The sequence below is a fragment of the Sphaerisporangium sp. NPDC051017 genome, from assembly GCF_040683095.1.
Classification (GTDB): Bacteria; Actinomycetota; Actinomycetes; order Streptosporangiales; family Streptosporangiaceae; genus Sphaerisporangium.
The window spans coordinates 62080-82548 of record NZ_JBFBCI010000022.1; the positions used below are offsets into that span (position 1 = coordinate 62080).

At 72.2% G+C, this 20469-nt stretch carries 18 protein-coding genes; 3 read left to right on the top strand and 15 right to left on the bottom strand.

All coding sequences use genetic code 11. The features are described 5' to 3' along the window. Positions 1 to 2: 2 nt before the first annotated feature. The 13 genes from AB0M95_RS19380 to AB0M95_RS19440 form a co-directional block, all read right to left on the bottom strand. Positions 3 to 626 carry a TetR/AcrR family transcriptional regulator gene (locus AB0M95_RS19380; protein ID WP_363766156.1) on the bottom strand — a complete coding sequence of 208 codons (624 nt, stop codon included), beginning with the start codon at positions 624 to 626 and terminating at the stop codon, positions 3 to 5. 181 nt (positions 627 to 807) lie between these two features. Then, positions 808 to 1479 (bottom strand): YdcF family protein, encoded by a 672-nt coding sequence (locus tag AB0M95_RS19385; protein WP_363766159.1) that lies wholly within the window; start codon positions 1477 to 1479, stop codon positions 808 to 810. 204 nt (positions 1480 to 1683) lie between these two features. Further along, complete coding sequence (locus AB0M95_RS19390; protein WP_363766162.1) at positions 1684 to 2865, bottom strand: protein-L-isoaspartate(D-aspartate) O-methyltransferase; 1182 nt, start codon at positions 2863 to 2865, stop codon at positions 1684 to 1686. Then, the gene (gene tgmB, locus AB0M95_RS19395) at positions 2853 to 3845 is read right to left on the bottom strand and encodes an ATP-grasp ribosomal peptide maturase (protein WP_363766165.1); all 993 of its coding nucleotides are present in this window, start codon (positions 3843 to 3845) and stop codon (positions 2853 to 2855) included. Before tgmB ends, AB0M95_RS19390 begins: the two co-directional genes overlap by 13 nt. A 546-nt stretch (positions 3846 to 4391) precedes the next feature. After that, positions 4392 to 4718 (bottom strand): hypothetical protein, encoded by a 327-nt coding sequence (locus tag AB0M95_RS19400; RefSeq protein ID WP_363766167.1) that lies wholly within the window; start codon positions 4716 to 4718, stop codon positions 4392 to 4394. Between the two features lie 32 nt (positions 4719 to 4750). Next, complete coding sequence (locus AB0M95_RS19405) at positions 4751 to 5182, bottom strand: Scr1 family TA system antitoxin-like transcriptional regulator (RefSeq protein WP_363766290.1); 432 nt, start codon at positions 5180 to 5182, stop codon at positions 4751 to 4753. Positions 5183 to 5226: 44 nt separating this feature from the next. Continuing rightward, on the bottom strand, positions 5227 to 5538 hold the full coding sequence (locus AB0M95_RS19410; RefSeq protein WP_363766170.1) for a hypothetical protein: 312 nt from the start codon (positions 5536 to 5538) through the stop codon (positions 5227 to 5229). 140 nt (positions 5539 to 5678) lie between these two features. Continuing rightward, the gene (locus tag AB0M95_RS19415; protein ID WP_363766173.1) at positions 5679 to 5837 is read right to left on the bottom strand and encodes a hypothetical protein; all 159 of its coding nucleotides are present in this window, start codon (positions 5835 to 5837) and stop codon (positions 5679 to 5681) included. A 104-nt stretch (positions 5838 to 5941) separates the two neighbouring features. Beyond that, complete coding sequence (locus AB0M95_RS19420) at positions 5942 to 6250, bottom strand: cell division protein SepF (protein ID WP_363766176.1); 309 nt, start codon at positions 6248 to 6250, stop codon at positions 5942 to 5944. A 275-nt stretch (positions 6251 to 6525) separates the two neighbouring features. Then, a complete protein-coding gene (locus AB0M95_RS19425) occupies positions 6526 to 7539 on the bottom strand; it encodes an NAD-dependent epimerase/dehydratase family protein (RefSeq protein WP_363766179.1) in 1014 nt (337 codons plus the stop codon). Between the two features lie 211 nt (positions 7540 to 7750). Further along, positions 7751 to 10042 (bottom strand): SulP family inorganic anion transporter, encoded by a 2292-nt coding sequence (locus AB0M95_RS19430; protein ID WP_363766181.1) that lies wholly within the window; start codon positions 10040 to 10042, stop codon positions 7751 to 7753. 81 nt (positions 10043 to 10123) lie between these two features. After that, positions 10124 to 12109 carry a hypothetical protein gene (locus AB0M95_RS19435; protein WP_363766184.1) on the bottom strand — a complete coding sequence of 662 codons (1986 nt, stop codon included), beginning with the start codon at positions 12107 to 12109 and terminating at the stop codon, positions 10124 to 10126. A 183-nt stretch (positions 12110 to 12292) separates the two neighbouring features. Further along, complete coding sequence (locus tag AB0M95_RS19440) at positions 12293 to 12814, bottom strand: YbhB/YbcL family Raf kinase inhibitor-like protein (RefSeq protein WP_363766187.1); 522 nt, start codon at positions 12812 to 12814, stop codon at positions 12293 to 12295. 147 nt (positions 12815 to 12961) lie between these two features. Between AB0M95_RS19440 and AB0M95_RS19445 the strand changes: the two genes are divergently transcribed. Beyond that, on the top strand, positions 12962 to 16342 hold the full coding sequence (locus AB0M95_RS19445; protein WP_363766190.1) for a BTAD domain-containing putative transcriptional regulator: 3381 nt from the start codon (positions 12962 to 12964) through the stop codon (positions 16340 to 16342). A 16-nt stretch (positions 16343 to 16358) separates the two neighbouring features. On the opposite strand, the gene AB0M95_RS19450 is transcribed toward AB0M95_RS19445, so the two are convergent. Together AB0M95_RS19450 and AB0M95_RS19455 are read right to left on the bottom strand one after the other, a co-directional pair. Beyond that, positions 16359 to 17171, bottom strand: a complete 813-nt coding sequence (locus tag AB0M95_RS19450; RefSeq protein WP_363766193.1) for an ABC transporter permease — start codon at positions 17169 to 17171, stop codon at positions 16359 to 16361. After that, positions 17168 to 18154, bottom strand: coding sequence for an ATP-binding cassette domain-containing protein (locus AB0M95_RS19455; protein WP_363766196.1), 987 nt, complete (start codon positions 18152 to 18154; stop codon positions 17168 to 17170). The genes AB0M95_RS19450 and AB0M95_RS19455 overlap by 4 nt, the downstream gene beginning before the upstream one ends. A 239-nt stretch (positions 18155 to 18393) precedes the next feature. On the opposite strand from AB0M95_RS19455, the gene AB0M95_RS19460 reads away from it, so the two are divergent. Together AB0M95_RS19460 and AB0M95_RS19465 are read left to right on the top strand one after the other, a co-directional pair. Further along, a complete protein-coding gene (locus AB0M95_RS19460) occupies positions 18394 to 18909 on the top strand; it encodes a PH domain-containing protein (protein ID WP_363766199.1) in 516 nt (171 codons plus the stop codon). Continuing rightward, on the top strand, positions 18906 to 20435 hold the full coding sequence (locus AB0M95_RS19465; RefSeq protein ID WP_363766202.1) for a PH domain-containing protein: 1530 nt from the start codon (positions 18906 to 18908) through the stop codon (positions 20433 to 20435). The genes AB0M95_RS19460 and AB0M95_RS19465 overlap by 4 nt, the downstream gene beginning before the upstream one ends. Positions 20436 to 20469: the final 34 nt, after the last annotated feature.

Consider the following 20469-nt stretch of genomic DNA (forward strand, 5'->3'; position numbering starts at 1 on the left):
GGTCAGTCCTCCGGGAGGATCGAGGGGTCGGTGGCGAGCGCGCGCAACCGGTCGAGGACGGCTCTGCGGGCGTGGCGGTAGGCGGCGTCGGCGTCGCGCAGCCGGGCGTGGGTCACGGCGGCCTCGCCCAGCGCGTCGATCTCGTACGCGAGCTGCGCCGGGTCGGCGGTCAGTTCCCCGAGGTCGACGGCGTCCTGGACGCGGCGTTCGAGGTAACCGAGCCAGTCGGCCATGGCGGCGGCGACGGCGTCCCTGACCGGGCCGGGACGGTCGTCGAACTCCACCTGGGCGACGAAGAAGAAGCAGCCGCCGGGCAGGACGCCGTCGGTGTAGAAGGCGAGGCGGGCCTCGTGGAGGGCGAACAGCCGTCTGAGGCCCTTGGGGGCGGTGGCCGTCGGGGCGATCACGCGGTCCTGCCAGAGGCGGCGGGCCCGGTCGACGCAGTCGAGCTGCAGTTGCTCCTTGTCGCGCCAGTGGGCGAAGAACCCCGACTTGCTGACGCCGGCGGCCTCGGCCAGGCGCCCCAGGGAGAGCCCGCCGAGCCCGTCGACGGAGGCCAGGGAGACGGCCTGGTCGAGGATCGCTTCACGGCTGCGCTGACCACGCAGCCTCCGTCCGTCCGGCATGGCGGAAACGTTAGCACGAAATACGAACGATCGGTCGTTCTTTTTTCGACCCGGCGACCCCGTGAGGGGCGGACCCCGGGATGGGGGCAGGGGTCCTCGCCGAGTCACCCGCGCCGCGGCCTCGTGCGTACCTGCTCACATACCCCCCGCCTCAGACCACCGCGCACGGCGGCCACCGCGATCAGCTCCTGAGCAGGCGGCTGTCGAACCCCGCCTCCAGCAGACGCCGATAGGCCGCCCCCACCTTTTCGGGCACGTCCTGGGCGACGGCGAACCCGAGCGCCGGGTATTGGATGACCCGCTGGAGGTCACCAACGAGCATGTCGATGACGAGCTTGTCGTCGCCGATCGACTTGAGGTAGTCGGCGAAGGTGAGCGGTTCGGACGCGCACACGGCCTCCACCTGCGGCCAGACCTTGCGGGCGGTCGCGTATGCCCGCCGCTCCATATACGGCTTGGAGATCAGCAGCACCGAGTCGGCCTCGATCCCGGCCTCGGTGAGCGCCTGCCGGGAGTAGTCGATGTTCTGGCCGGTGCTGGCGGCCCGGGGTTCGACGATGATCGCGGATTCGGGGACGCCGAGGCCGATGGCGTGCTCGGCGAAGTGGACGGCCTCGCCGCGGGGGAACCGGGCTGCGGTGGTGGGGCTGTTGGCGCCGGAGAACACCAAGATCGGAAACAGGCCCGCGTGGAACAGATGGGCGGCCAGCGCCGCCACGCCGAGGTCGTGGCTGCCCAGGCCGATGGCCGCCGAGCAAGGGCGGGCCTGATGGTGCATCTGGTGGAAGTCCCAGATGGTCAGGGCGTCGGCCCGCTGGTCGTCGGTGATGGCGGCGTGTCGCTGGTCGGTCACGAAGTCCCTCGAAGTCCTTTTTGGTGTCGTGTTGATGTGGTGGTGCCGGTCCGGTCGCGTCAGATGGATCGTCCGCCGGAGCGTTCGTAGTCGTGGCGGATGGCCTGGATGCTGCGCAGCTGGTGGGTGAGTCCGCTAGCGCTAGCCCGGGGCTCTGCACTGGTCGGATGCCGTCGCGATCAGTACAGAGAACCCCAGGAGCGTCTAGGGCAGAGACCACATGTCGCCCGGCCGATCCAGCCACATGCGGGTGCCGTCGTCCTGGATCGTGAGCCCGAATCGGTCGGCCGCCGGGCTGCCCCAGGACAGCCACTTGAGGTAGGCGTCGGCGACCTCGTCCCACAGGCGGCGTGAGCCGTATTGGGTGACCTGGAAGTCATCGGCTCCCGGTACCGCGTCGCAGGCCGCCCACGAGCCCTCCGGGTTCCCCGCCTCCTGCAACAGCAGCGAGTACCCGTCCGGCTCGCTGACCACCAGCCAGTCGACGCCAGGAGCCAGGGCGATGCTGGCCAGGTGCGCCCCCAGATCGGCCGTGACGACGGTGCGTGGATGCAGCCGGGTCACGCTCGCCTCGGCATCCTCGCTGTGGTGGGAGTTCCACACATGGTCGCTCCTCTGGGACCGCACCATCATGTAGTTGGCCCGGCCGTGGAAGGATCCAGCAGCCGTGGAATCGTCGACCACCGTGACCCGCAGCTTGTGGCCGGTCGCGCCGCCCGGGTGCCAGGGGAGCACGATCACGCCCCCGGGCCGGGTCTGCTCGATCCAGGCAGCGGGAATGTCGGCCACGCCCGCCGTTACGTGGACGCGATCGAACGGCGCCCGCTCGGGGCAGCCCTTCAGCCCGTCGCCGACGACCAGGTGTGGAGCGAACCCGGCCGCTTCGATGTTGGCCGCCGCTCCTGCCGCTACGGCGGGGTCGATCTCGATGGACGTGACGTCGTCGGCTCCGACCCACCACGACAGCAGGGAGGCCGTCCAGCCTGATCCGGTGCCGATCTCCAGAATCCGGTCACCCTCGCGCGGTGCCAGCAGCTCCAAGAAGGGGAAGACCACACCCGGGGCTGACACCGAGGAACTGGACCGGCCACCTCCCTCAGCCGGGTCCGTGGCGCCGTCGTTGGCCTGGATGATGATGGCCGCGTCGGAGTAGACGGCCTGCCACCAGGCCGCCGCGTCCGTGGCGATGTCGATGCGGTGGCCGACGTCTTGCCAGCGGTCCGGCTTGGCCCAGGCCGCCATGGGCGTGAACAGGTGGCGCGGAACCTTCTCCAACGCCTCGGCCCACCGCTCATCCGTCAACCGCCCTCGGCTGCGAAGGTCGTCGGCCAGGCGCTGCGCCATCTCCTTGACGGCGGCCGTGTCGGGTGCGCTCAACTTGTCCACGCGGGTCCCTTCTCCAGGAGGTCGGCCAGCGCCACGGCGATCGGCAGGCCGGTTTCGTCAGCCAACCAGAACCATTCCCCGCGTTGGTTGGTCTCCAGGAAAATCCACTCCCCGGAGGTGTCGCAGATCAGGTCGGCCGCCCCGTAGACCAGGCCGAGGCGTCGATGCAGCTCGACCAGGGCCGTGCTGATCTCGGCGGGCAGCTCGATCGCCTGGTAGGTGAGGGAGTCATAGTCGCTGCGCCAGTCGGTTCGGCCCTGTTCGCTGCTGGAGTCGATGCGCACGGTGAAGACGCGGGAGCCGACGATGACGGTCCGTGCCTCGAAGCCCTTGCTGATCTGCTCTTGGAACAGGTGCGCGGTCAGGCTCAGCGCCGGGTCGAGCAGGCTTTCAGGGGCGGTGACGGGTGAGGTGTACAGGGCGCGGATACGTCCCTCGTCGGCGTGCCAAACGCCGTTCATGGGCTTGTAGACGATCGGCCGGTCCAGGTCCTTGGCCCAGGCGTGCGCAGCCTGGGGATCGGAGGTGATCAGGGTCTTGGGGATGGTCAGGCCGGACTGGGCGGCCGTGGTGAGCTGGACGGGCTTGTACTCGCAGCGCATCGCGGCCACCGGGTCATTGACCCACAGGCAGCCGCCCATTCCCAGGGCGATCAGGACGCCGCCGAAGCCGCGCCGAGCCTCTCCGTAGGCGAAAGCTCGTTCGGGGCTGGACATGCGCTCGTCCAGGGCGAACTGGGTCGGCCGCCGCCAGTAGACAGCCCCCACTTCCGCCAGGTCCAGCACGGTAGCCCGGGGCCCGTTCAGGGTTCCGGCCCAGCCGCAGGAGCCGGCGTCGATGGTGGCCGACATGCTGACGGCCCCCGGGAAGTCGGAGGTATCGACAGTGGACACCGGGACGCCTCGTCCGGTCAGCTCAGCGGCGATCCTCTGGGCGACGATGTCGGTTTCATCGGTGACGATCAGCACGGTGTGTGACATGGAGCCTCGTCTCAGTCCGTGCCGACCTCTTCCGGGGCGGTACCGTCCGGATTGCTGGCGCTGGTGGGCCGGGTCTGTCCCTCGTGTGCGCCCGCCGTGATCGGGGGCAGGACGAGGAAGCGCAGCCCCCATGGCCGGGCGTCGGGCAGGGGTGGCCGGAGCGGACAGGATGTGCCGGGTCGGCAGCATCGGGAAGACGTCGCCGACGCGGAAGATCAGCCCGCGTGACTCGCCGTCCGGGGAGTGGGTGATCAGGTCTAGCTCGGTCATGGTCTGGGACATGGTGAACCTTTCTCGTGGGGGTTCAACTGACCTTGCGGAGATGGCCGCCGGGCCGTCGGCCGGCCGTTTGTGCAGTCGGCTGACCTCGTTCTTCGGCCTCTAGAGCCAGCCGTAGCCCTTGGAGGCTGGAAGCGCAGTGCACGCTTGCCTTGCCTTGCCGGACGTGGGAACAACGACGTAAGGCGATCAAGGAACCGAGGACACCGCTCCCGGTGATCTCCCCGCGGGGAAAGGCGCGGAGGGAGGTTGCCAGTCCCTGATTGCTCATGACCGCCCGGCCAAGAGTGCCGCCTGCTCCACCCGCTGGACGTAGACGGTGCTCCCTGGCAGCCGCACAGCGAACTCGTCACCGGAGACGAGGATGGTGGTCCGCCACCTGCCCTGGTGGTCGCGGACGTTCAGCTCCGGTTCTAAGTGGGTCTGCGGCCTGGGGCTGCCCCCGGTCATCTCCCACCGGATGGACGACACGATGAGATATCGACAGCCTGGAGGCAGGTGCGGGATCACCTCTCGCAGGCGCCGCTCGTGGAACTGGGCGGTGTCGGCGGTGATCTTACGTGTGCTGGCGGTCTCGGCGGCTGCGGAGGTCATAACCTCAGGGTGGCGAGGGCTTGGAACAGGGGCTAGGAGATTTCACGAGATTGCAGAAGGTCGCGCGCCTGCTCGATGAGGGCCCGCGCTTCGTCCCCGTAGACGGCCTGCCCCTGAAGGGCCGTGAACGCCTTGAGGAAGAACGCGATGTCCTCGGCCCGTGTCGTCTGGAAACGGCCGGTCCACAGCTCGCTGCGCACGAGGGAGGAATCGAACATGTAGAAGCACTCGCCGCCCCAGAGCTTGCGGAAGCCGGGAGGGATGACCCCCAATGCGACGTTGGGCAGACGAGTGACATGTTCCAGAAAGTCGAACTGTTCGTTCATGGCGGCCATGTCGCCGAAGGCGTAGGTCAGAACGGCGGCCTCCACGACGAAGCTGAACATGTGGGCGGTGCCGCCGGTCACCAGGTATTGGCGCTCCAGCCGGGCTTGGACGGCCTCCTCCACGCCTTCGAGCGGCAGGCCGTGAAGGGTGGCATGCGTCTACGGCGTAGAAGTCGCGTTGCTCAAGCTTGAGGGTCTCGCGCACGTCCCTGAGCAGCTCGGACCGCTGCTTGACCGAGATCAATTCCATAGCGCTCCTCGACATACATGTGCACGAACCGCTCGGCCAGCGCCTCCGGGATCTCCACGAACGTCTCGTCGTCCCGCAGAGCGTGAAGCTGGACCGCGACGCTCTCGCCCTGGCGGTTGCCCTGCACCACCCAGCTTCCTCGATCGGTGAGATAGAAGCTGGGGCAATCGTCCTTGGTCTTGGAGTCGGGGTCCTTGCAGTAGAAGGTAAGCCGCAGGTTGTCGCTGGTGCCGGGGGATTGCATGAGATTGCACCTCCGAGGGTCGCGAATCGCCACCTTGAGGGTGCATGCCGTGCCGACCGGGGTCAAGCGGCTTGAGAAGAATGGGGGGCGGAGGTTCTCCGCCTTGGCGTTCACGCTGGGTTCCACTTCGCCCTGCCCAACTACCCGGTCAACGCCGCCGACGTCACCCTCGCCGCGAACCCGTCGGCCAATCTGCTGACCGTCACGGTGCGCACCCGGAACGGCCTCCTGCGCCAGACGACCTGCACGCTGAGCGTGAACGTCTCCTGGCCCGGCTGCCCCCCGTTCTCCGATGTCACTCCGCCGCTCTAGCCGCACCAGGGCTCACGGAGAGACGACGCGTGCCGTGCCGCGGGGACCGTCCCGGGGCACGGCACCGCCGTTGCCGGACCCGGACGGCGGCTCAGCCGTTGATGACCACCCCGGGCGGGACCAGCAGGAAGACCTTGTGAGCGATGCGGTCCATGTCGCCCTGGCGGCCGAAGACCAGCCCGGCGGCGAAGTCGACCAGCGGCTTGGCGTCCGCGTCCGACAGGCCGGTCAGGTCCATGACGACCGGCTGCCCCTTGCGGTAGAAGTGCCCGACGTACAGCACCTCGTTGTAGTCCTGCGGGCGTAGCGTCCTGATCGTCGACATGTCCGGCCGGGGAGCCGGATGGGCCGCGGGGGACGCGTGGTCGTCGGCACCGCTGGTGCTCCGGGGGTCTGCCACGTCGCCGACGTTAACACCCGGCGATCTTCTTGGGGAGGGTACGAGGGCGGTCCGCCGCGATCACCCCGTGGCTCACGTGGCCGGATCGGCGGGCGGTTCGTCCCGGACGCGCCTGCCGTAGATCTGGCTCGGTTCGTCTCGGACGCGCGTGCCGTGGTTCTCGCTGAGACACCTGACGATGGCCGACGGCCTCACCCACGCGATCTTCGCCCCGGGTGAGCCCGTCCGCGAGACGGTTCACGACCGCGGGGGCGACGGGCCGCGCCCGCGGGAGGTCAGCGCGCGTCCCAGTCGCTGAGGATGCGGGCCTCCTTGTCCGGCGCGAGGCCGTGCCGCCGCCAGTGGGGCAGCCGTTCCTCCAGGGCGGCGTGGTCGCGGTCCTTCAGCCAGTCCCACGTGTCGCGGACGGTCTCGCTCACCGGGCGGCACCGCAGGCCCGCCGCCTCGGCCTTGCCCGTCATGACGCCCCACACGCCGGCCTCCCCGGCGCCGATCGGCATCCACAGGGGCAGTTCGGTCCATGGCTCGACCTCGTGGTCCACCAGGAATCGGTCGTCCACCCAGACCAGCTCGGCGTCCGATCCGGTGACCTCCACGCAGTCGGCCAGCCACCTGCCGAACGTGGTGTTGCCGGCGGGCCCGGTGAGCATGAACCGGTCGCCCGTGCCCTTGACGGCCTGGTCGAGGGTGAACGCCGCGATGTCGCGGGCGTCGATGAGCTGCATCGGCAGCTCCGGGTCGCCCGGGGCCACGACCCGGCCTCCCCGGGAGATACGGCGCAGCCACGACGGGAGCCGGCCGACGTTCTCCCACGGCCCGAGGATCAGCCCCGGCTGGAGGATCAGGGCGTTCCCCTCGAAATAGCGCTCGACCGCGCGCTCGCAGCCGGCCTTCAGGGTGCCGTAGTCGCCGTCCTCGGGACCGGCGTCGGGCGAGCACTCCCACAGCGGCGCGGACTCGTCGACGTGCTCGGCCGGCCAGGTGGAGACCGCCGAGATGCTGGAAATGTACGCGTACGTCGCCGCGTGGTCGGACAGGGCGCGGGCGGAGGCGGCGACGACGCGCGGGGTGAATCCGCACACGTCGACGATCGCGTCCCATTCGCGGCCTTCGGCCAGCGCGGCGAGGTCGGCGTCCACCTCGCGGTCGCCGCGCACGGCCGTGACGCCCGGCACGTCCTCACCTGATTTGCCCCGATTGAACGTGGTCACCTCGTAGCCCCGTCGCAGGGCCTCCTCGACGATGGCCCGGCCAAGGAACACCGACCCGCCGATCACCAGAATTCTCATGCGACAACTGTGGTGGCGGACGGTCCGCACGGCCGAGGGTTTCACATTGAGCGGATCCGCCCACAGCGGACGCTCGCGCCCGTCACCCGGCGACACGGCCCGCGGGCACCTGGCCGGTCACGCCCGCGGACGCCGGCCGGTCGCACCCGTGGGCGCCCGGACGGTCACACCCGCGGACCCCCGCCGGTCACCCCGGCGGGCGTGTCGCCGGTCAGCCTCTGGGCGGCGCGGCCCCAGGGGCGGGGAGGCTGACGGCGGCGTGGCTCGACACCGGGGTGAAGCCGCCGGGCTCCAGCACGTGCACGCGGGCGGCGCCGATGTCGAAGTACAGGCCCACGAGCTCCAGCCGCCCCTCCACCTCCAGGCGCGCGACCTTCGGATGGGTGCGCAGGTTGTCGAGCTGCTGGGCGACGTTCACCCGGCACAGGCGGTCGAGCGGCCCCTCGTCCTCGCCGGCGGGATCGGACAGGATGTACCGCGCCAGCGTGTGGTCGCCGTGCCGCAGCCAGCGATTCAGCCCCGGCAGCCCGTCGATCTGCTCCCCGGCGCTGAGCAGGGCCGCCATCGCCCCGCACCCCGAATGCCCGCACACCGTGATGGTCCGGACGTTCAGCGCGGTGGTGGCGTACTCGATCGCCCCCAGCACCGAGTCGTCCGGGGAGGCCGCGCCGTAGCGGGGCACGAGGTTGCCGACGTTGCGCACCGTGAACAGGTCGCCGGGGCCGCTGGCGGTGATCAGGTTGGGCACCACCCGCGAGTCGGCGCACGCGATGAACAGGTGGGACGGATCCTGCGCGCGGGCCATGCGGGTGAGGAACGGCCGCACCAGCGGGGCCGTGCGCCGCTGGAAGTCGTTCGCGCCCGCCAGCAGATCGGGCACCGCCTGCTCGGTCCGGGAGGGCACCCACGCCCCCGCGTGCTTGACCGGGATCGCCGACAGCGGGCCGCCGCGCCGGTACGCCCGGGGGAGCCACCACCGGTCCGGTGCCTTCGGCGGCGTCTTCGCCGAGGAGGCCCGGGTGCCCTTCGTGGCGGAGGTGTACCACTCGTCGTGCATCTCGTCGATCGCCACCGTGCCCCCGGCGCGCTCGTGCTCCAGGCGCCAGCCGTGCAGCGCCTCGAACGCGGCGTTGTCCATGAAGTCGACGTTCAGGTCGAGGTCGACCGTGGCCCCGGCCGGGATCGCCCGCAGGCTGTCGGTCAGGCGCGGCACGCCCACGAAGGTCAGCGAGCCGGTCACCACGACGTGCCAGCGGTCGTCCGGCTCCAGCGACACGTGGACCCACACCTTGGTCAGGCGGCGCAGCGCGAACAGCGCGGCCAGGCCGAGGCCCAGCAGCACCCCCTCGGCCAGGCCGACCACGATGACGGCGCCCATCGTGAGCACGTATATCGGCAGCTCACCGTGCCCGTGCAGCCCGCGCATAGTGCCGAGGTTCACCATGCGCACGCCGATGAAGACCAGCAGCGCGGCCAGCGCCTCCAGCGGAATCAGCATCACCGTCCAGCCGAAGCCGACCGCGAACACGAGCACCCACACGCCGTGCAGGATCGCGGACCAGCGGCTGCGCGCCCCCGCCCGGACGTTCGTGGTCGTGCGGACGACGACCCCCGCGACCGGCAGGCCGCCGAGCGCCCCGGAGACCAGGTTCGCGACGCCCTGGCCGGTGAGCTCGCGGTCCAGGTCGGTGCGCGGGCCGTCGTGCAGATGGTCGGCCGCGACCGAGCACAGCAGCGACTCGACCCCGGCGAGCAGCGCCACGAGCAGGACGGCGCCCGCGATGCCGTGCCAGTCGCCGGACGGCAGCACCGGGGTCGCCCACTCGCTGAACCCCTTGGACAGATCGGCGCGGGCGACGTCCCAGCCGAGCAGCCCGGCGGTCAGCGCCGCGCACGTCAGCGCCGCCAGCGGGGCGGGGATCGCCCGGACCTTCGGCAGTCGCGGCCACAGCAGCAGCACCGCGATGGTCAGCACCCCGGCCGCCACCGCGTGGCTGTGGTTGTCGGCGATCTGCTTCGGCAGCTCCAGGATGTTCTCGATCGCGGAGTTCTGCGGCTGTCCGCCGAGCACCACGTGCAACTGGGACAGGGCGATCACCACGCCCACGCCGGCCAGCATGCCGTGGACCACCGCGGGCGAGACGGCGAGCGCCGTCCTCGCCACCTTGAACGCGCCCAGCACGATCTGCAGTACACCCGCCATCAGGGTGATCATGCAGGTGGCGCGCCAGCCGTACGTGCGCACGAGCTCCGCCACCACCAGCGCGAGCCCGGCCGCCGGTCCGCTCACCTGGACCACAGAACCGCCGAGGGCGCCCGCCACCAGGCCGCCGACCACGGCGGCGACCAGGCCCGCGACGAGCGGGGCCCCGGACGTCACGGCGATGCCGAGCGAGAGCGGCACCGCCACGAGGAACACCACCAGTGAGGCGGGAAGGTCGTGCCGCAGCATGGAGATGAGACGCTCGGTCGTCGTTCGGCTACTTTGCGTGTCCCCGGTCATGAGCCGACCATACGTCGCGACGGCCGATTGATTAAGCCTTTGCCGGGCGCGTTTTACAAGTGCCGGTGGAATTCTGGGTGATCAGCGGTAATAGTCCGGATAGTCGGTGTCGGCCGGGCGGTGGTGACCGCCCTGGGACGGGGACGCCTTCGACTGCGTCGGCTGCTCCTCGCCGTTGCCGTAGAGCTCGCCGTAGGACGGCCAGCTTCCGCCGGTGTTCTCGCGCGGCGGCGCCCAGGACGACGACACCGCGGCCGACCCGGTGGAGGAGCCCGCGCCGTACCCGCCGTAGCCCTGACCGCCGGACGGCCGCTCGTCGCCCCGCCCGCCGCCCGGCAGGTCCCGCGCGGCGGGCGTCTCGTACGCCGACGCGGCGCGTGAGGGCGCGGGGCCGGTCACCGTGTCGGAGTCGTCGATGGTCGCCCAGCCGGGACGCACCTCGTACGTCGGCGCCGTCGGCGCCGACGGCGTGGCCGCCGGGTAGGCGGGGTCGGGCGTGTAGGTCTCGCCGCGGGCGGCGTACCCGTCGTAGGAGGGCAGTTGGTAGTCCGCCGTGCTCCACTTCTCGTTGGAGGACGAGGACGGCGCGGCGGGCATGCCCGCCGCGGGGGTCGCCGGCTCGTCGAGGATGTCGTAGGAGCCGGTGGCCTGGTAGGCGGGCTGCGACGGCCAGGAGCCGCCCGCCGGGGCGGCCGTTCCGGTGCTCAGAGGGTCGGCCTGGCCGCTGTACGACGGCGAGGCGGGAAACGGGCCGGCCGGGTCGGCGCTCGCCGGGCGCGGGGTGTCGTACGAGCCCGTCGAGGAGCGGCCCGGGTCGAAACCGCCGGAACCACCCGTCCCGGAACGCCGCCGGGCGCCGTCGGAGGACGAGCCCGAGGGCTGGCGCCGTGACCCGGAACCGCCGGACGCCGGGGAGCCCGGCAGGGGCCCGCTCGTCAGCGGGTCGTTGCCGAGGGCCCCCGCGCCGAACTGGCCGCTGGACATGGGGCCGGTGGTGAGCGGGTTCCCGGCGTCGGAGCGCCCGGCCGCCGGACGCCCGGATTCCGGGCGTCCGGAGCCGGAAGAGCCGGAACGGCCGGGCTCGGCGGCCCTTCCGGAGCCGGTGCGCCGGGAGTCGGTCCTGCGCGAATCGGGCGTGCGCCCGGGCGCGGGGGTGCGGCCGGAGTCGCCGGACTCGCCGCGGCGGCGGGGCTTGGGACGTACCGCGTCGTTGACGCCCAGCGGGTCGGCCGGGTCGGGGCGCGAGCCGCGGCCGGTGCGCGCCGGCGGCTGCGCGGCGGCGGAAGGCTGTGCGGCGGGTGGCTGCGGAGTGCCGAGCGCGCCCAGAACGTCGGCGGCGGACGCCGCGGCCGCGGGGGCCTGCGGGACGGGGGCGGGGAAGGTCGCGGTGCGCTCGGATGCGGCGGCGGAAGCGGCCGGAGCCGGGGAGGCGGGGGTGGTGGTGCGCCGCGCGTCCCCCTGACCGGCGAGGCCGGCCGGCCGGGGCGGGAGCGGGGCCTGGATGGTGGCCGCGTTCGCGTCCACCTCGTCGCCGCTCTTCGCGGCGTCCTTCGCGGGCGCCGCCTTGGCGGCCGGGGATGTGGAGGACGGAGAGGCGAGGTCGGGGCGGCTCGCTCCCATGCGCGCGGCGATGGTGCCGCCGAAGGCGCCGTCGTCCGCACGGACGCGCGTCCAGTAGTCGTCGTCGTAGTCGTCGGCGTCGCCCCACTCGTCCACGCCGCGACGGCCGCGCGAGGAGGCGTTCTGCTTGCCGCGCGGCGCCGAACGTCCCCCGGGCCGGCCGGCGGGACGCGTCCCCGGCTTGCCGTTGCCCGGACGCAGCCGGGCCGTCGCGCGTTCGGGCTCCTGGAAGGCGTCGAAGCCCTCGGGGAAGCTCTCGAAGAAGGTCTCCTCGGCGGGCCGCCCCGGGCGTTTGGCGTTCGGATCCTCGGCCTGCTCGGCCATCTTGCGCAGCCGCTCTGGGGGCAGATTGCTTTCCCGGCGGTTCATCGACCGCATGCCCATCGCCACGACCATAAGCACAAGCAGCACGACGGCGACGAGGCCGACAATGACCGCGATAATCATTGCACCACCTTCATGGCCATGGCCTTCCAGTGGCGCTGGTGAGATCGCGCGGCCATCGACGCGACCTGCCCCCTTTGACCACCTGCGCTCAAGGATTGCACCTGATTCTGTCCGACCACTATGACCGTTGTCACACCCTACGAGAAGATCCGGTATCGACAATCACCTGGGGTACGCACCTCATCACTCGATGTGAGACGCCGAGAGGCGTCCCCGCGAGATGGTGTGCTGCGCGATCAGCTCCAACGTCTCCCGCAGGCCGGTGGCCTTCTTCGGGTCGAGCTTCTCGTCGAGCGCGTAGACGCTGAAACGGTAGATGTCGTCACGGCGGCACGGGGGCGAATAGCCCGGCTTGCCGCTCGACGTCATCCCTTCCACGGCGCCCCTCGGGACACTGTTCGGCGCCAGTTCGGTGGTGAGCGGGTCGATGTTGTACACCACCCAGTGCACCTCCGCCGTTCCCTGCGCGTTGTTGGCGTCGACCACCAGGGCGATCGACTTGGTCTGCTTCTGGATCACGCCGGACCACCTCAGCGGCGGCTTCCCGACCTTTCCGGCGCATGAGTAGTCGGCCGGGAGAGGAGCCCCGTCGCGGATCCTCGGGCTGGAGACGCTGAGCCCGTCGAGCGACCCGTCGGTCGGTGAACCGCCGCCCACGATGCCGCAGCCCGACGCCGCGGCGACGATGGCCGCGATCACGAGCACACGCCTGTCGCGTCCCCTGCGCCCAACGCGCACGGAATTTCTCGGCTGCCCCATGCCCGCTGATGCTACGCGGATCTGAGGAGTGCGCTGACCCCATCGCCCGAATGGACGTCCACGGCGACCGGTCGAATCGGCCACAATCGATGCATGGACGGGGCGACGGCGGGCGCGCGGACCGGCTATGCCGTGCTCGGCCCGCTGGAGGTGCGCCACGACGGCGTCCGGGTGCGCATCGGGGGAAGACGGCTGCGCGCCCTACTGGCATTGCTGCTGCTCACCCCCGGACGGACGGTCCCGTTCGACACGCTCGTCGCCGGGGTCTGGCCCGCCGATCCGCCGAGCGGCGTCGGCAACGCGTTGCAGGCGCTGGTGTCACGGTTGCGGGGATCGCTCGGGCGCGACTCGGTCGTCGCCGAGACCGCGGGATACCGTCTGGTGATATCGGCGGATCAGGTGGACACGCACCGCTTCGCCCGCCTCGCCGCCGCCGGGCGGACCGCGCTCGCGCGCGGAGACGCCGGGGAGGCGGCGCGGCTGTTCGGGGACGCGCTGGCGCTCTGGCGCGGACCCGCCCTCGCCGACCTCGCCGGATGCGAGGCCGCGGGCGCCGAGATCGCCCGGCTCGACATGCTGCGCCTGTCCGCCACCGAGGACCACGTCGACGCCCGGCTTCTGCTCGGGCGCCACGAGGAGGTGGTCGGCGCGCTGGTGCCGCTGATCGCCGCCCATCCGCTGAGGGAACGGCTGCGCGGGCAGCTCATGCGCGCGCTGTACGCCTCGGGGCGTCAGGTGGAGGCGCTGGCCGCCTACGAGGCCGCGCGGGCCGCCTTCGCCGAGGAACTCGGCATCGACCCCTCGCCCGAACTGTCGGACCTGCATCTGTCCATGCTCCGCGGCTCGGACGGCGGCACGAATGGGACCGCCCGTGGACCGGCCGTCGCCGCGGCGGGTGCCCGCGGGCCCGGGGCCAAGACGGGCGAGACCGCGCCCGTGGCCGCAGCCGCCCTTGGCGGCCTGTCCGGCGCGCTTGAGAACAACGCGGCGCGCGAGCACGACACAGCGCCCTACAACGCGGCGCCCGAGTACGACAGGGCGGTCCAGAACAACGCGGCGCCGGAGAACAGGAAGGGCAATCTGCGCGCCCGGCTGACCAGCTTCGTCGGCAGAGAGGACGACGTCGAGCGCGCCGGGGAGCTGCTCGCGCGCCACCGGCTCGTCACCCTGCTCGGCCCCGGCGGCGCGGGTAAGACCCGGCTGGCCGTCGAATCGGGCGAGACCCTGGCGGGACGGATGCCCGACGGCGTGTGGCTGGCCGAGCTGGCGCCGGTGAGCGACCCCGGCGGGGTGCCGCAGGCCGTCCTCGTCGCGCTCGGCATGCGCGACGGCGGCCGCTCGTCCGTGCGGACGCCCGGAGTGGTGACCCCGGAACCGGTGGACCCGGCCGGGCGGCTGGTGGCGGGGCTCGCCGGGCGGCGGGAGCTCATCATCCTCGACAACTGCGAGCACCTCGTGGAGGCCGTCGCGTCGCTGGCCGAGAGAGTTCTGTCCGAATGCCCGGGAATTCGCATCCTCGCCACCAGCCGCGAGCCGCTCGGCGTCCCCGGCGAGCTCGTGTGGCCGGTGCGGCCGCTCGGCCAGGCGCACGCGCGGAGCCTGTTCGCCGACCGCGCCGCGACGGCCAGGCCGGGCTACCGCGTCGAGGACGAGGAGGACGCCGTCGCGCGCATCTGCCGTGAGCTGGACGACATGCCGCTCGCCATCGAGCTGGCCGCCGCCCGGCTGCGCACCCTGACCGCCCGGCAGATCGCCGACCGGCTCGACGACCGCTTCCGGCTGCTCACCGGCGGCAGCCGCACGGCCTTGCCCCGCCACCAGACCCTGCGCGCGGTGGTCGAGTGGAGCTGGGACCTTCTGGACGAGCGGGAGCGGCTGCTCGCGGCGAGGTTCGCCGTCTTCGCGGGCGGGGCGACGCTGGAGGCGGTCGAGCGGGTGTGCTCGGACGAACGGCTGCCGGCCGAGGAGGTGCTGGACGTCCTCGGCCGGCTCGTCGACAAGTCGCTGGTCGTCCACGAGAACGCGCGGTACCGGATGTTGGAGACGATCCGGGCGTACGCCGCGGATCGCCTCGAGGAATCGGGGGAGCGGCACGCCGTCGCGCTCGCGCACGCCCGGTTCCTCACCGAGCTGGCCGAGCTTGCGGAACCGGAGCTGCGCCGGGACGGGCAGGTCGAGTGGCTCGCCGTGCTGGCCGCCGAGCACGACAACCTGACGGCCGCGCTGCGCTTCGCCCTCGCCACCGCGGACCGCGACCTCGGCCTGCGCCTGGTCGGCGCCCTCGGCTGGTACTGGTTCCTGGCCGGCCGCCGCTCCGAGGGCGCGCAGCGCGCCGCAGAGGTGCTGGCCCTCGCCTCCGGCGCCCGTCGCGAACCCGATGAGCGCCCGCACAGGCTGGCGGTGGCGCTGACGGTGTACGGCATTCTGCTGGCCGGGGGGACGAACTCCTGGCAGGAGGCCAAGGACGTCCTGGAACGGGCGGTGGCCCTCGCGCGGGCGCGGGTGCCGCGCCCGTGGCATCCGATGATCTCGCTGGCCGAGCCCATGCTCTCGCTCTTCGTCGACGGGGACCCCGACCCGGACGCCTTCATGCCAGAGCTCTTCGACGACCCCGACCCGTGGGTCGTCGCGTCGGGGCATCTGCTGCGCGTGTACGTGCACTACAACGCGGGCCGCATCGCCGAGGGCGAGGACGACGCGCGCGCGGCCATCGAGCGGTTCCGCGCCGTGGGCGACCGGTGGGGCGTCAGCGCGGCGATGGGCTCCCTCGCGGAGGCCAGCACGCTGCGCGGCGACAACGCGACGACCATCGCGGTCATCAGGGAGGCGCTCGCGCTGTCCGGCGAGATCGGCGCCGTCGAGGACACGACGTTCATGCGCATCCGGCTGGCCATGGCCCTCAGCGCGTCCGGTGATCGGGCCGGCGCCGAGGCCGCGCTCGACGAGGCGATGGAGATCTGCCGGGCCACCGGCGACCGCATGGCGGAGTCCGGAGTCCAGAGTGTGCGCGCCGACCTCGCGCGTGAGGAGGGCGACTACGCGCTGGCCCGACGGCTCTACGACGAGGCGCGGCGGCTCGCCGTCGACCCGCTGATGCCGCTGCCCACGCCCTACCGCGCCGTCCTGTGCGCGTCGATGGGGATGCTCGCCGAGCAGGAGGGCGACCTGCGGGCGGCCCGCGACGCGCACGCCGAGGCCCTGCGGCTCGTGCGGACCACCCATGACGGCCCCGCCGTCGGGCTGGTGTTCATCGCCGTGGCCGGCCTGCTCGTCCGCGAGGGGGACGCCGGCCGGGCGGCGACGCTGCTCGGCGCCGCCGCGCGCGTCCGCGGCATCGACGCGGTGATCGGGTACGACCACGTGCGCATCACCGACGCGACGATCGCCGTGCTCGGCCGGGAGGAGTACTCCCGCCGCCACGAGCACGGCCGCATGATGACCGACCACGAGACCCTCGCCCTCGCCGAGACCTGACCACCGCCCGCCGGTCTCAGGCGCGGGCGCGGAAGGCGCGCAGCGACAGGGGGATGAAGACCAGGGCGATGCCGAGGGCCCAGATGAGCGAGATCGTCGCGTGGGTCGCCACCGGGCCGCCGCTGAGCAGGCCGCGCACGGCGTCCGCCAGGTGGGTGACCGGGTTCACGTCCACCCACTTCTGCAGCCACTCGGGCAGCGTCTTGGTGGGGACGAACGCGTTCGAGGTGAACGTCAGCGGCATCATCACCGAGAACGCCACGATCTGCACCTTCTCCGGCTCGGACGCGACCAGGCCGATCAGGACCGACAGCCAGGACATCGCCAGGGCGAAGCCGATCAGCAGCGCCAGCGCCCCGACCACGCCCAGCACGCCCGTCTGCACCCGGAACCCCAGGATGGCGCCGAGGCCGAGGAACAACGCGAACGCCCAGATCTGCTTCAAGGTGTCGGCGACGATGCGGCCCGCCAGCGGCGCCGACCGCGCGATGGGCAGGCTGCGCAGACGGTCGAACACGCCCTTGGTGATGTCGGTGCTGAGCCCGATGGCGGTGGTCAGCGTGGCGAACAGCATGTTCTGCACGACCAGGCCGGGCAGCGAGAACTGCAGGTAGTCGGTGGTGGACCCGGAGATCGCGCCGCCGAAGACATAGGTGAACAGCAACAGGAACATGATGGGCTGGACCGACAGGTCGAGCAGCTCCATCGGGTTGTGCTTGATCTGTACCAGGCTGCGCCAGGCGAGCGTCATGGTGTGGCGCAGCCCGGCGGCCGGGCCGATGCGGCCGGGGACGGCCGCGCGGGGGGCGGTTCCGGTCAGGGAGGTCACGCCGGCACCTCTTCCTTCTGCTTCGTCGGGGCCTCCCGCGCGGAGGTCTGGTCTTCGGCGCGGTGGCCGGTGAGGGCGAGGAACACCTCGTCGAGGCTGGACTTGCGCAGGCTGAGCTCGGCGGCGACGACCCCGAGATCGTCCAGCCGGCGCACGACGGCGGGCACCACCGTCGGGTCCTTGATGTTGACGGTCGCCTCGCCACCGGTGAGGTCGGGCCGCTCGCCGATCAGGTCGGCGATGACCTCGGCCACGAGGGGCAGGTGATGGGCGGCCGTGGGACGGACCTGCAGGACCTGCGCGCCGGTGGTGGCCTTCAGCTCGTCGGACGTGCCCGAGGCGATGACCCGGCCGTGGTCGAACACCACGATGTCGTCGGCGAGCTCGTCGGCCTCCTGGAGGTACTGGGTGGTGAGCAGCACCGTGACGCCGTCGGCCATGAGGCCGCGCACGACCTCCCACAGGTCGGTGCGGCTGCGCGGGTCGAGGCCCGTGGTCGGCTCGTCCAGGAACAGCACCGTGGGATGCCCGACGAGGCTGGCCGCGAGGTCGAGACGGCGGCGCATGCCACCGGAGAACGTCTTGGCCGCGCGGCCCCCGGCGTCGGTCAGCGCGAAGCGCTCCAGCAGTTCGGCCGCCCGCCGCCTGGCCGCGGCGCGGGAGAGCCCGAGCAGCCGCCCGATCATCACGAGGTTCTCGACGCCGGTCAGCGCCTCGTCCACCGCGGCGTACTGCCCGGTGAGGCCGATCAGGGAGCGCACCTTGTGCGGTTCTTTGGCGACGTCGAAACCACCCACGACGGCGCGGCCGGAGTCGGCGCGCAGCAGGGTGGCGAGAATGCGCACGGCGGTGGTCTTGCCCGCGCCGTTCGGGCCGAGCACCCCGAGCAGCCGGCCCTCGGGGATGGCGAGGTCGACGCCGTCGAGCGCGCGCGTCTCGCCATATCGCTTCATCAGACCTTCGGCCTGGACCGCATATCGCATCGCATGAACTCCTTGGTCAAGGGGGTATCCATCACGCACGGCTCGCGGCCCGGGGTGACTGACTCGAAGTCTGCCGCACGGCACTGACATTTTTCTGAGCCGCGGGCCCGCACCCGCCCCGGCGGCTGACAGATCGCTGACAGATTCCACCAGCGCCGCCCGGACCAGACGGAACCGGATGGACCGGGATGGATACGGCGGCGGCCCCCAGTCCGCGGTGATCTAGCTAGGCTGGTGCCGTGACTCCTCCCCTGCGTGACCCCGCGTACCGCGTCTCGCGCCGCGCGATCACCCTGTGGGTCCTGCAGGCACTGGTCGGTTTCGTGGTGCTGGTCGGCCTGTCGTCCCTGGCGGCGAGCTGGATCGCCGGTTCGGGCCGCCGGTTCCTGCCCGACTGGCTCACCGGCCACATCTGGTGGGTCCCGGTGGCGCTCGCCGTCGTGGAGCTGCCGTTCATCGTCATCGAGCCGCTGTGGCGCTACGCGGTCCACCGCTGGGAGCTGTCCGAGGACGTCGTGTACGCCCGTTCGGGCTGGTTCAGCAGGAAGTGGGTCTTCGTCCCCGTCAGCCGCATCCAGACCGTCGACAAGGAGCAGGGCTGGTTCGAGCGCATGCTCGGCCTGGCCACCCTGGAGATCCGCACGGCGTCGCACGCGGGCTCCTCCTCGATCGAGGGCCTGGACGTCACGGTCGCCGCCCGCCTCGCCGAGGACCTCGCGCACCGCGCCCACCAGCTCAGGGACGACGCGACATGACCGAGGCCCCCGGCCACCCGCCCGTCCCGTCGCCCCCGCCCGGGGACGGCGCGCTGTGGGTCCGTCCCGCGCGGCTCAGCCCTCTCGTGCTGCTCATCGACCCCGTGCGCATGCTGCCGTCGCTGTTCTTCCCGCTGGTGGGAGTCCTGTTCGTCGGCGGTTTCTCGCCCTCCTCGTTCTTCTGGGCCGTCCTCGCGGTCGTGGGCTCGGTCGGCTACGCGGCCGTGCGCTGGGCCACCTTCACCTACCGGGTGGCGGGCGACAGGCTGGAGCTCACCCGCTCGCTGGTGAGCCGCTCGGTGAAGACCATCCCCCTCGACCGCGTCCGCGGCGTGGACGTCACCACGCCGCCCCTGCACCGCCTGTTCCGCCTCGCCGTCGTGCACATCGACACCGGGGCGACCGGCGGCGGCAAGCAGGAGGGCGAGCTGGACGGCGTGCCGCTGCCCGAGGCCGAGCGCCTGCGCGAGATCCTCCTGCGGCGCAGCCGCTCCGCGCGGGGCGCCGAACCCGAAGCCGCCGCGGCCGGGGTGACGCCCGCGGGTCCGCCCGCCCCGGTGGAGGAACGGGTCTACGTGCGCGTGCCCTGGCCGTGGCTGCTGTACGGTCCGCTGTCCGGGGCGTACCTGTTCGCGCCGTTCGTCCTGGTCGGTGGCGCGGCCGGCCTGATCGTCCAGTGGGGGAGTGAGCTCGGGTTCGGCGACGACCTGCCGATCGCGATCGGCACATGGTTGTGGGAGCGGTCGATCCTGCTGATCCTGATCGCCGTCATGCTGGTCCTGGCCATGCCCGTCGCCGGCGGCGTCATGTACGCGGTCTTCAACTGGAACTTCACCCTCCGCCGCCGCGACGCCTCCCTGGTGGCCGAGCGAGGGCTGATCACGCGGCGCAGCGTGGCCCTCGAACACGCCAGGATCCGCGGGTACGAGATCGCCGACGGCCTGCTGGAACGCCGGGCCGACGTCGTGCGGCTCTGGGCGATCGTCACCGGACTCGGCGACTCGCGGACCAGAGGCCAGTTGCTGCCGGTCACGCCGCGGACGTTCGCCACGAAGGTCGCGGCCGACGCGATCGGCCCGTTCGAGGCGAGGCTGCGGCCCCATCCTGCGGCGGCGCGGCGCAGGAGGTTGTTCCGCGCGGTCGCGCCGGGCGTGGTGCTCGCGGTCGCGGCGTTCGCGTTCGGGTGGGTGTGGGCCGGTCTGGTCGCCCTGGCCGCCGCGGCGCTGGGCGTGGCCCTCGGGCTCGACCGCTACCGGTCGCTCGGCCACGGGTACGACGGCGCCCGGCTGGCGGTGCGGTCGGGGTCGCTGCCGCGCTCGCAGGCGGTGGTGGAGCGGCGCGCGGTGGTGGGCTGGACGGTGCGCCAGACGTGGTTCCAGCGGCGCGCGTCCGTGCTGACCGTCGTGGCGGGCGTCGGCGCGGGCAGCGGCGGCTACCCGGCCATCGACACGGGCGAGGAACAGGGCCTCCGCTTCGCCGCCGAGGTCACCCCCGAGTGGATCACCCCCTTCCTGAAGCCTCAGTGAGACTCCGGCCGCGTTTCGTGCGGGGGCCGGGGCG

Excerpts from the sequence above, each read along its gene's own strand:
- AB0M95_RS19435 (WP_363766184.1), bottom strand. The coding sequence starts at position 12,109 with ATGATTATCGCGGTCATTGTCGGCCTCGTCGCCGTCGTGCTGCTTGTG.
- AB0M95_RS19380 (WP_363766156.1), bottom strand. The coding sequence starts at position 626 with ATGCCGGACGGACGGAGGCTGCGTGGTCAGCGCAGCCGTGAAGCGATC.
- AB0M95_RS19455 (WP_363766196.1), bottom strand. The coding sequence starts at position 18,154 with ATGCGATATGCGGTCCAGGCCGAAGGTCTGATGAAGCGATATGGCGAG.
- AB0M95_RS19410 (WP_363766170.1), bottom strand. The coding sequence starts at position 5,538 with ATGCAATCCCCCGGCACCAGCGACAACCTGCGGCTTACCTTCTACTGC.
- AB0M95_RS19400 (WP_363766167.1), bottom strand. The coding sequence starts at position 4,718 with ATGACCTCCGCAGCCGCCGAGACCGCCAGCACACGTAAGATCACCGCC.
- AB0M95_RS19465 (WP_363766202.1), top strand. The coding sequence starts at position 18,906 with ATGACCGAGGCCCCCGGCCACCCGCCCGTCCCGTCGCCCCCGCCCGGG.
- AB0M95_RS19445 (WP_363766190.1), top strand. The coding sequence starts at position 12,962 with ATGGACGGGGCGACGGCGGGCGCGCGGACCGGCTATGCCGTGCTCGGC.
- AB0M95_RS19430 (WP_363766181.1), bottom strand. The coding sequence starts at position 10,042 with ATGACCGGGGACACGCAAAGTAGCCGAACGACGACCGAGCGTCTCATC.
- tgmB (WP_363766165.1), bottom strand. The coding sequence starts at position 3,845 with ATGTCACACACCGTGCTGATCGTCACCGATGAAACCGACATCGTCGCC.
- AB0M95_RS19425 (WP_363766179.1), bottom strand. The coding sequence starts at position 7,539 with ATGAGAATTCTGGTGATCGGCGGGTCGGTGTTCCTTGGCCGGGCCATC.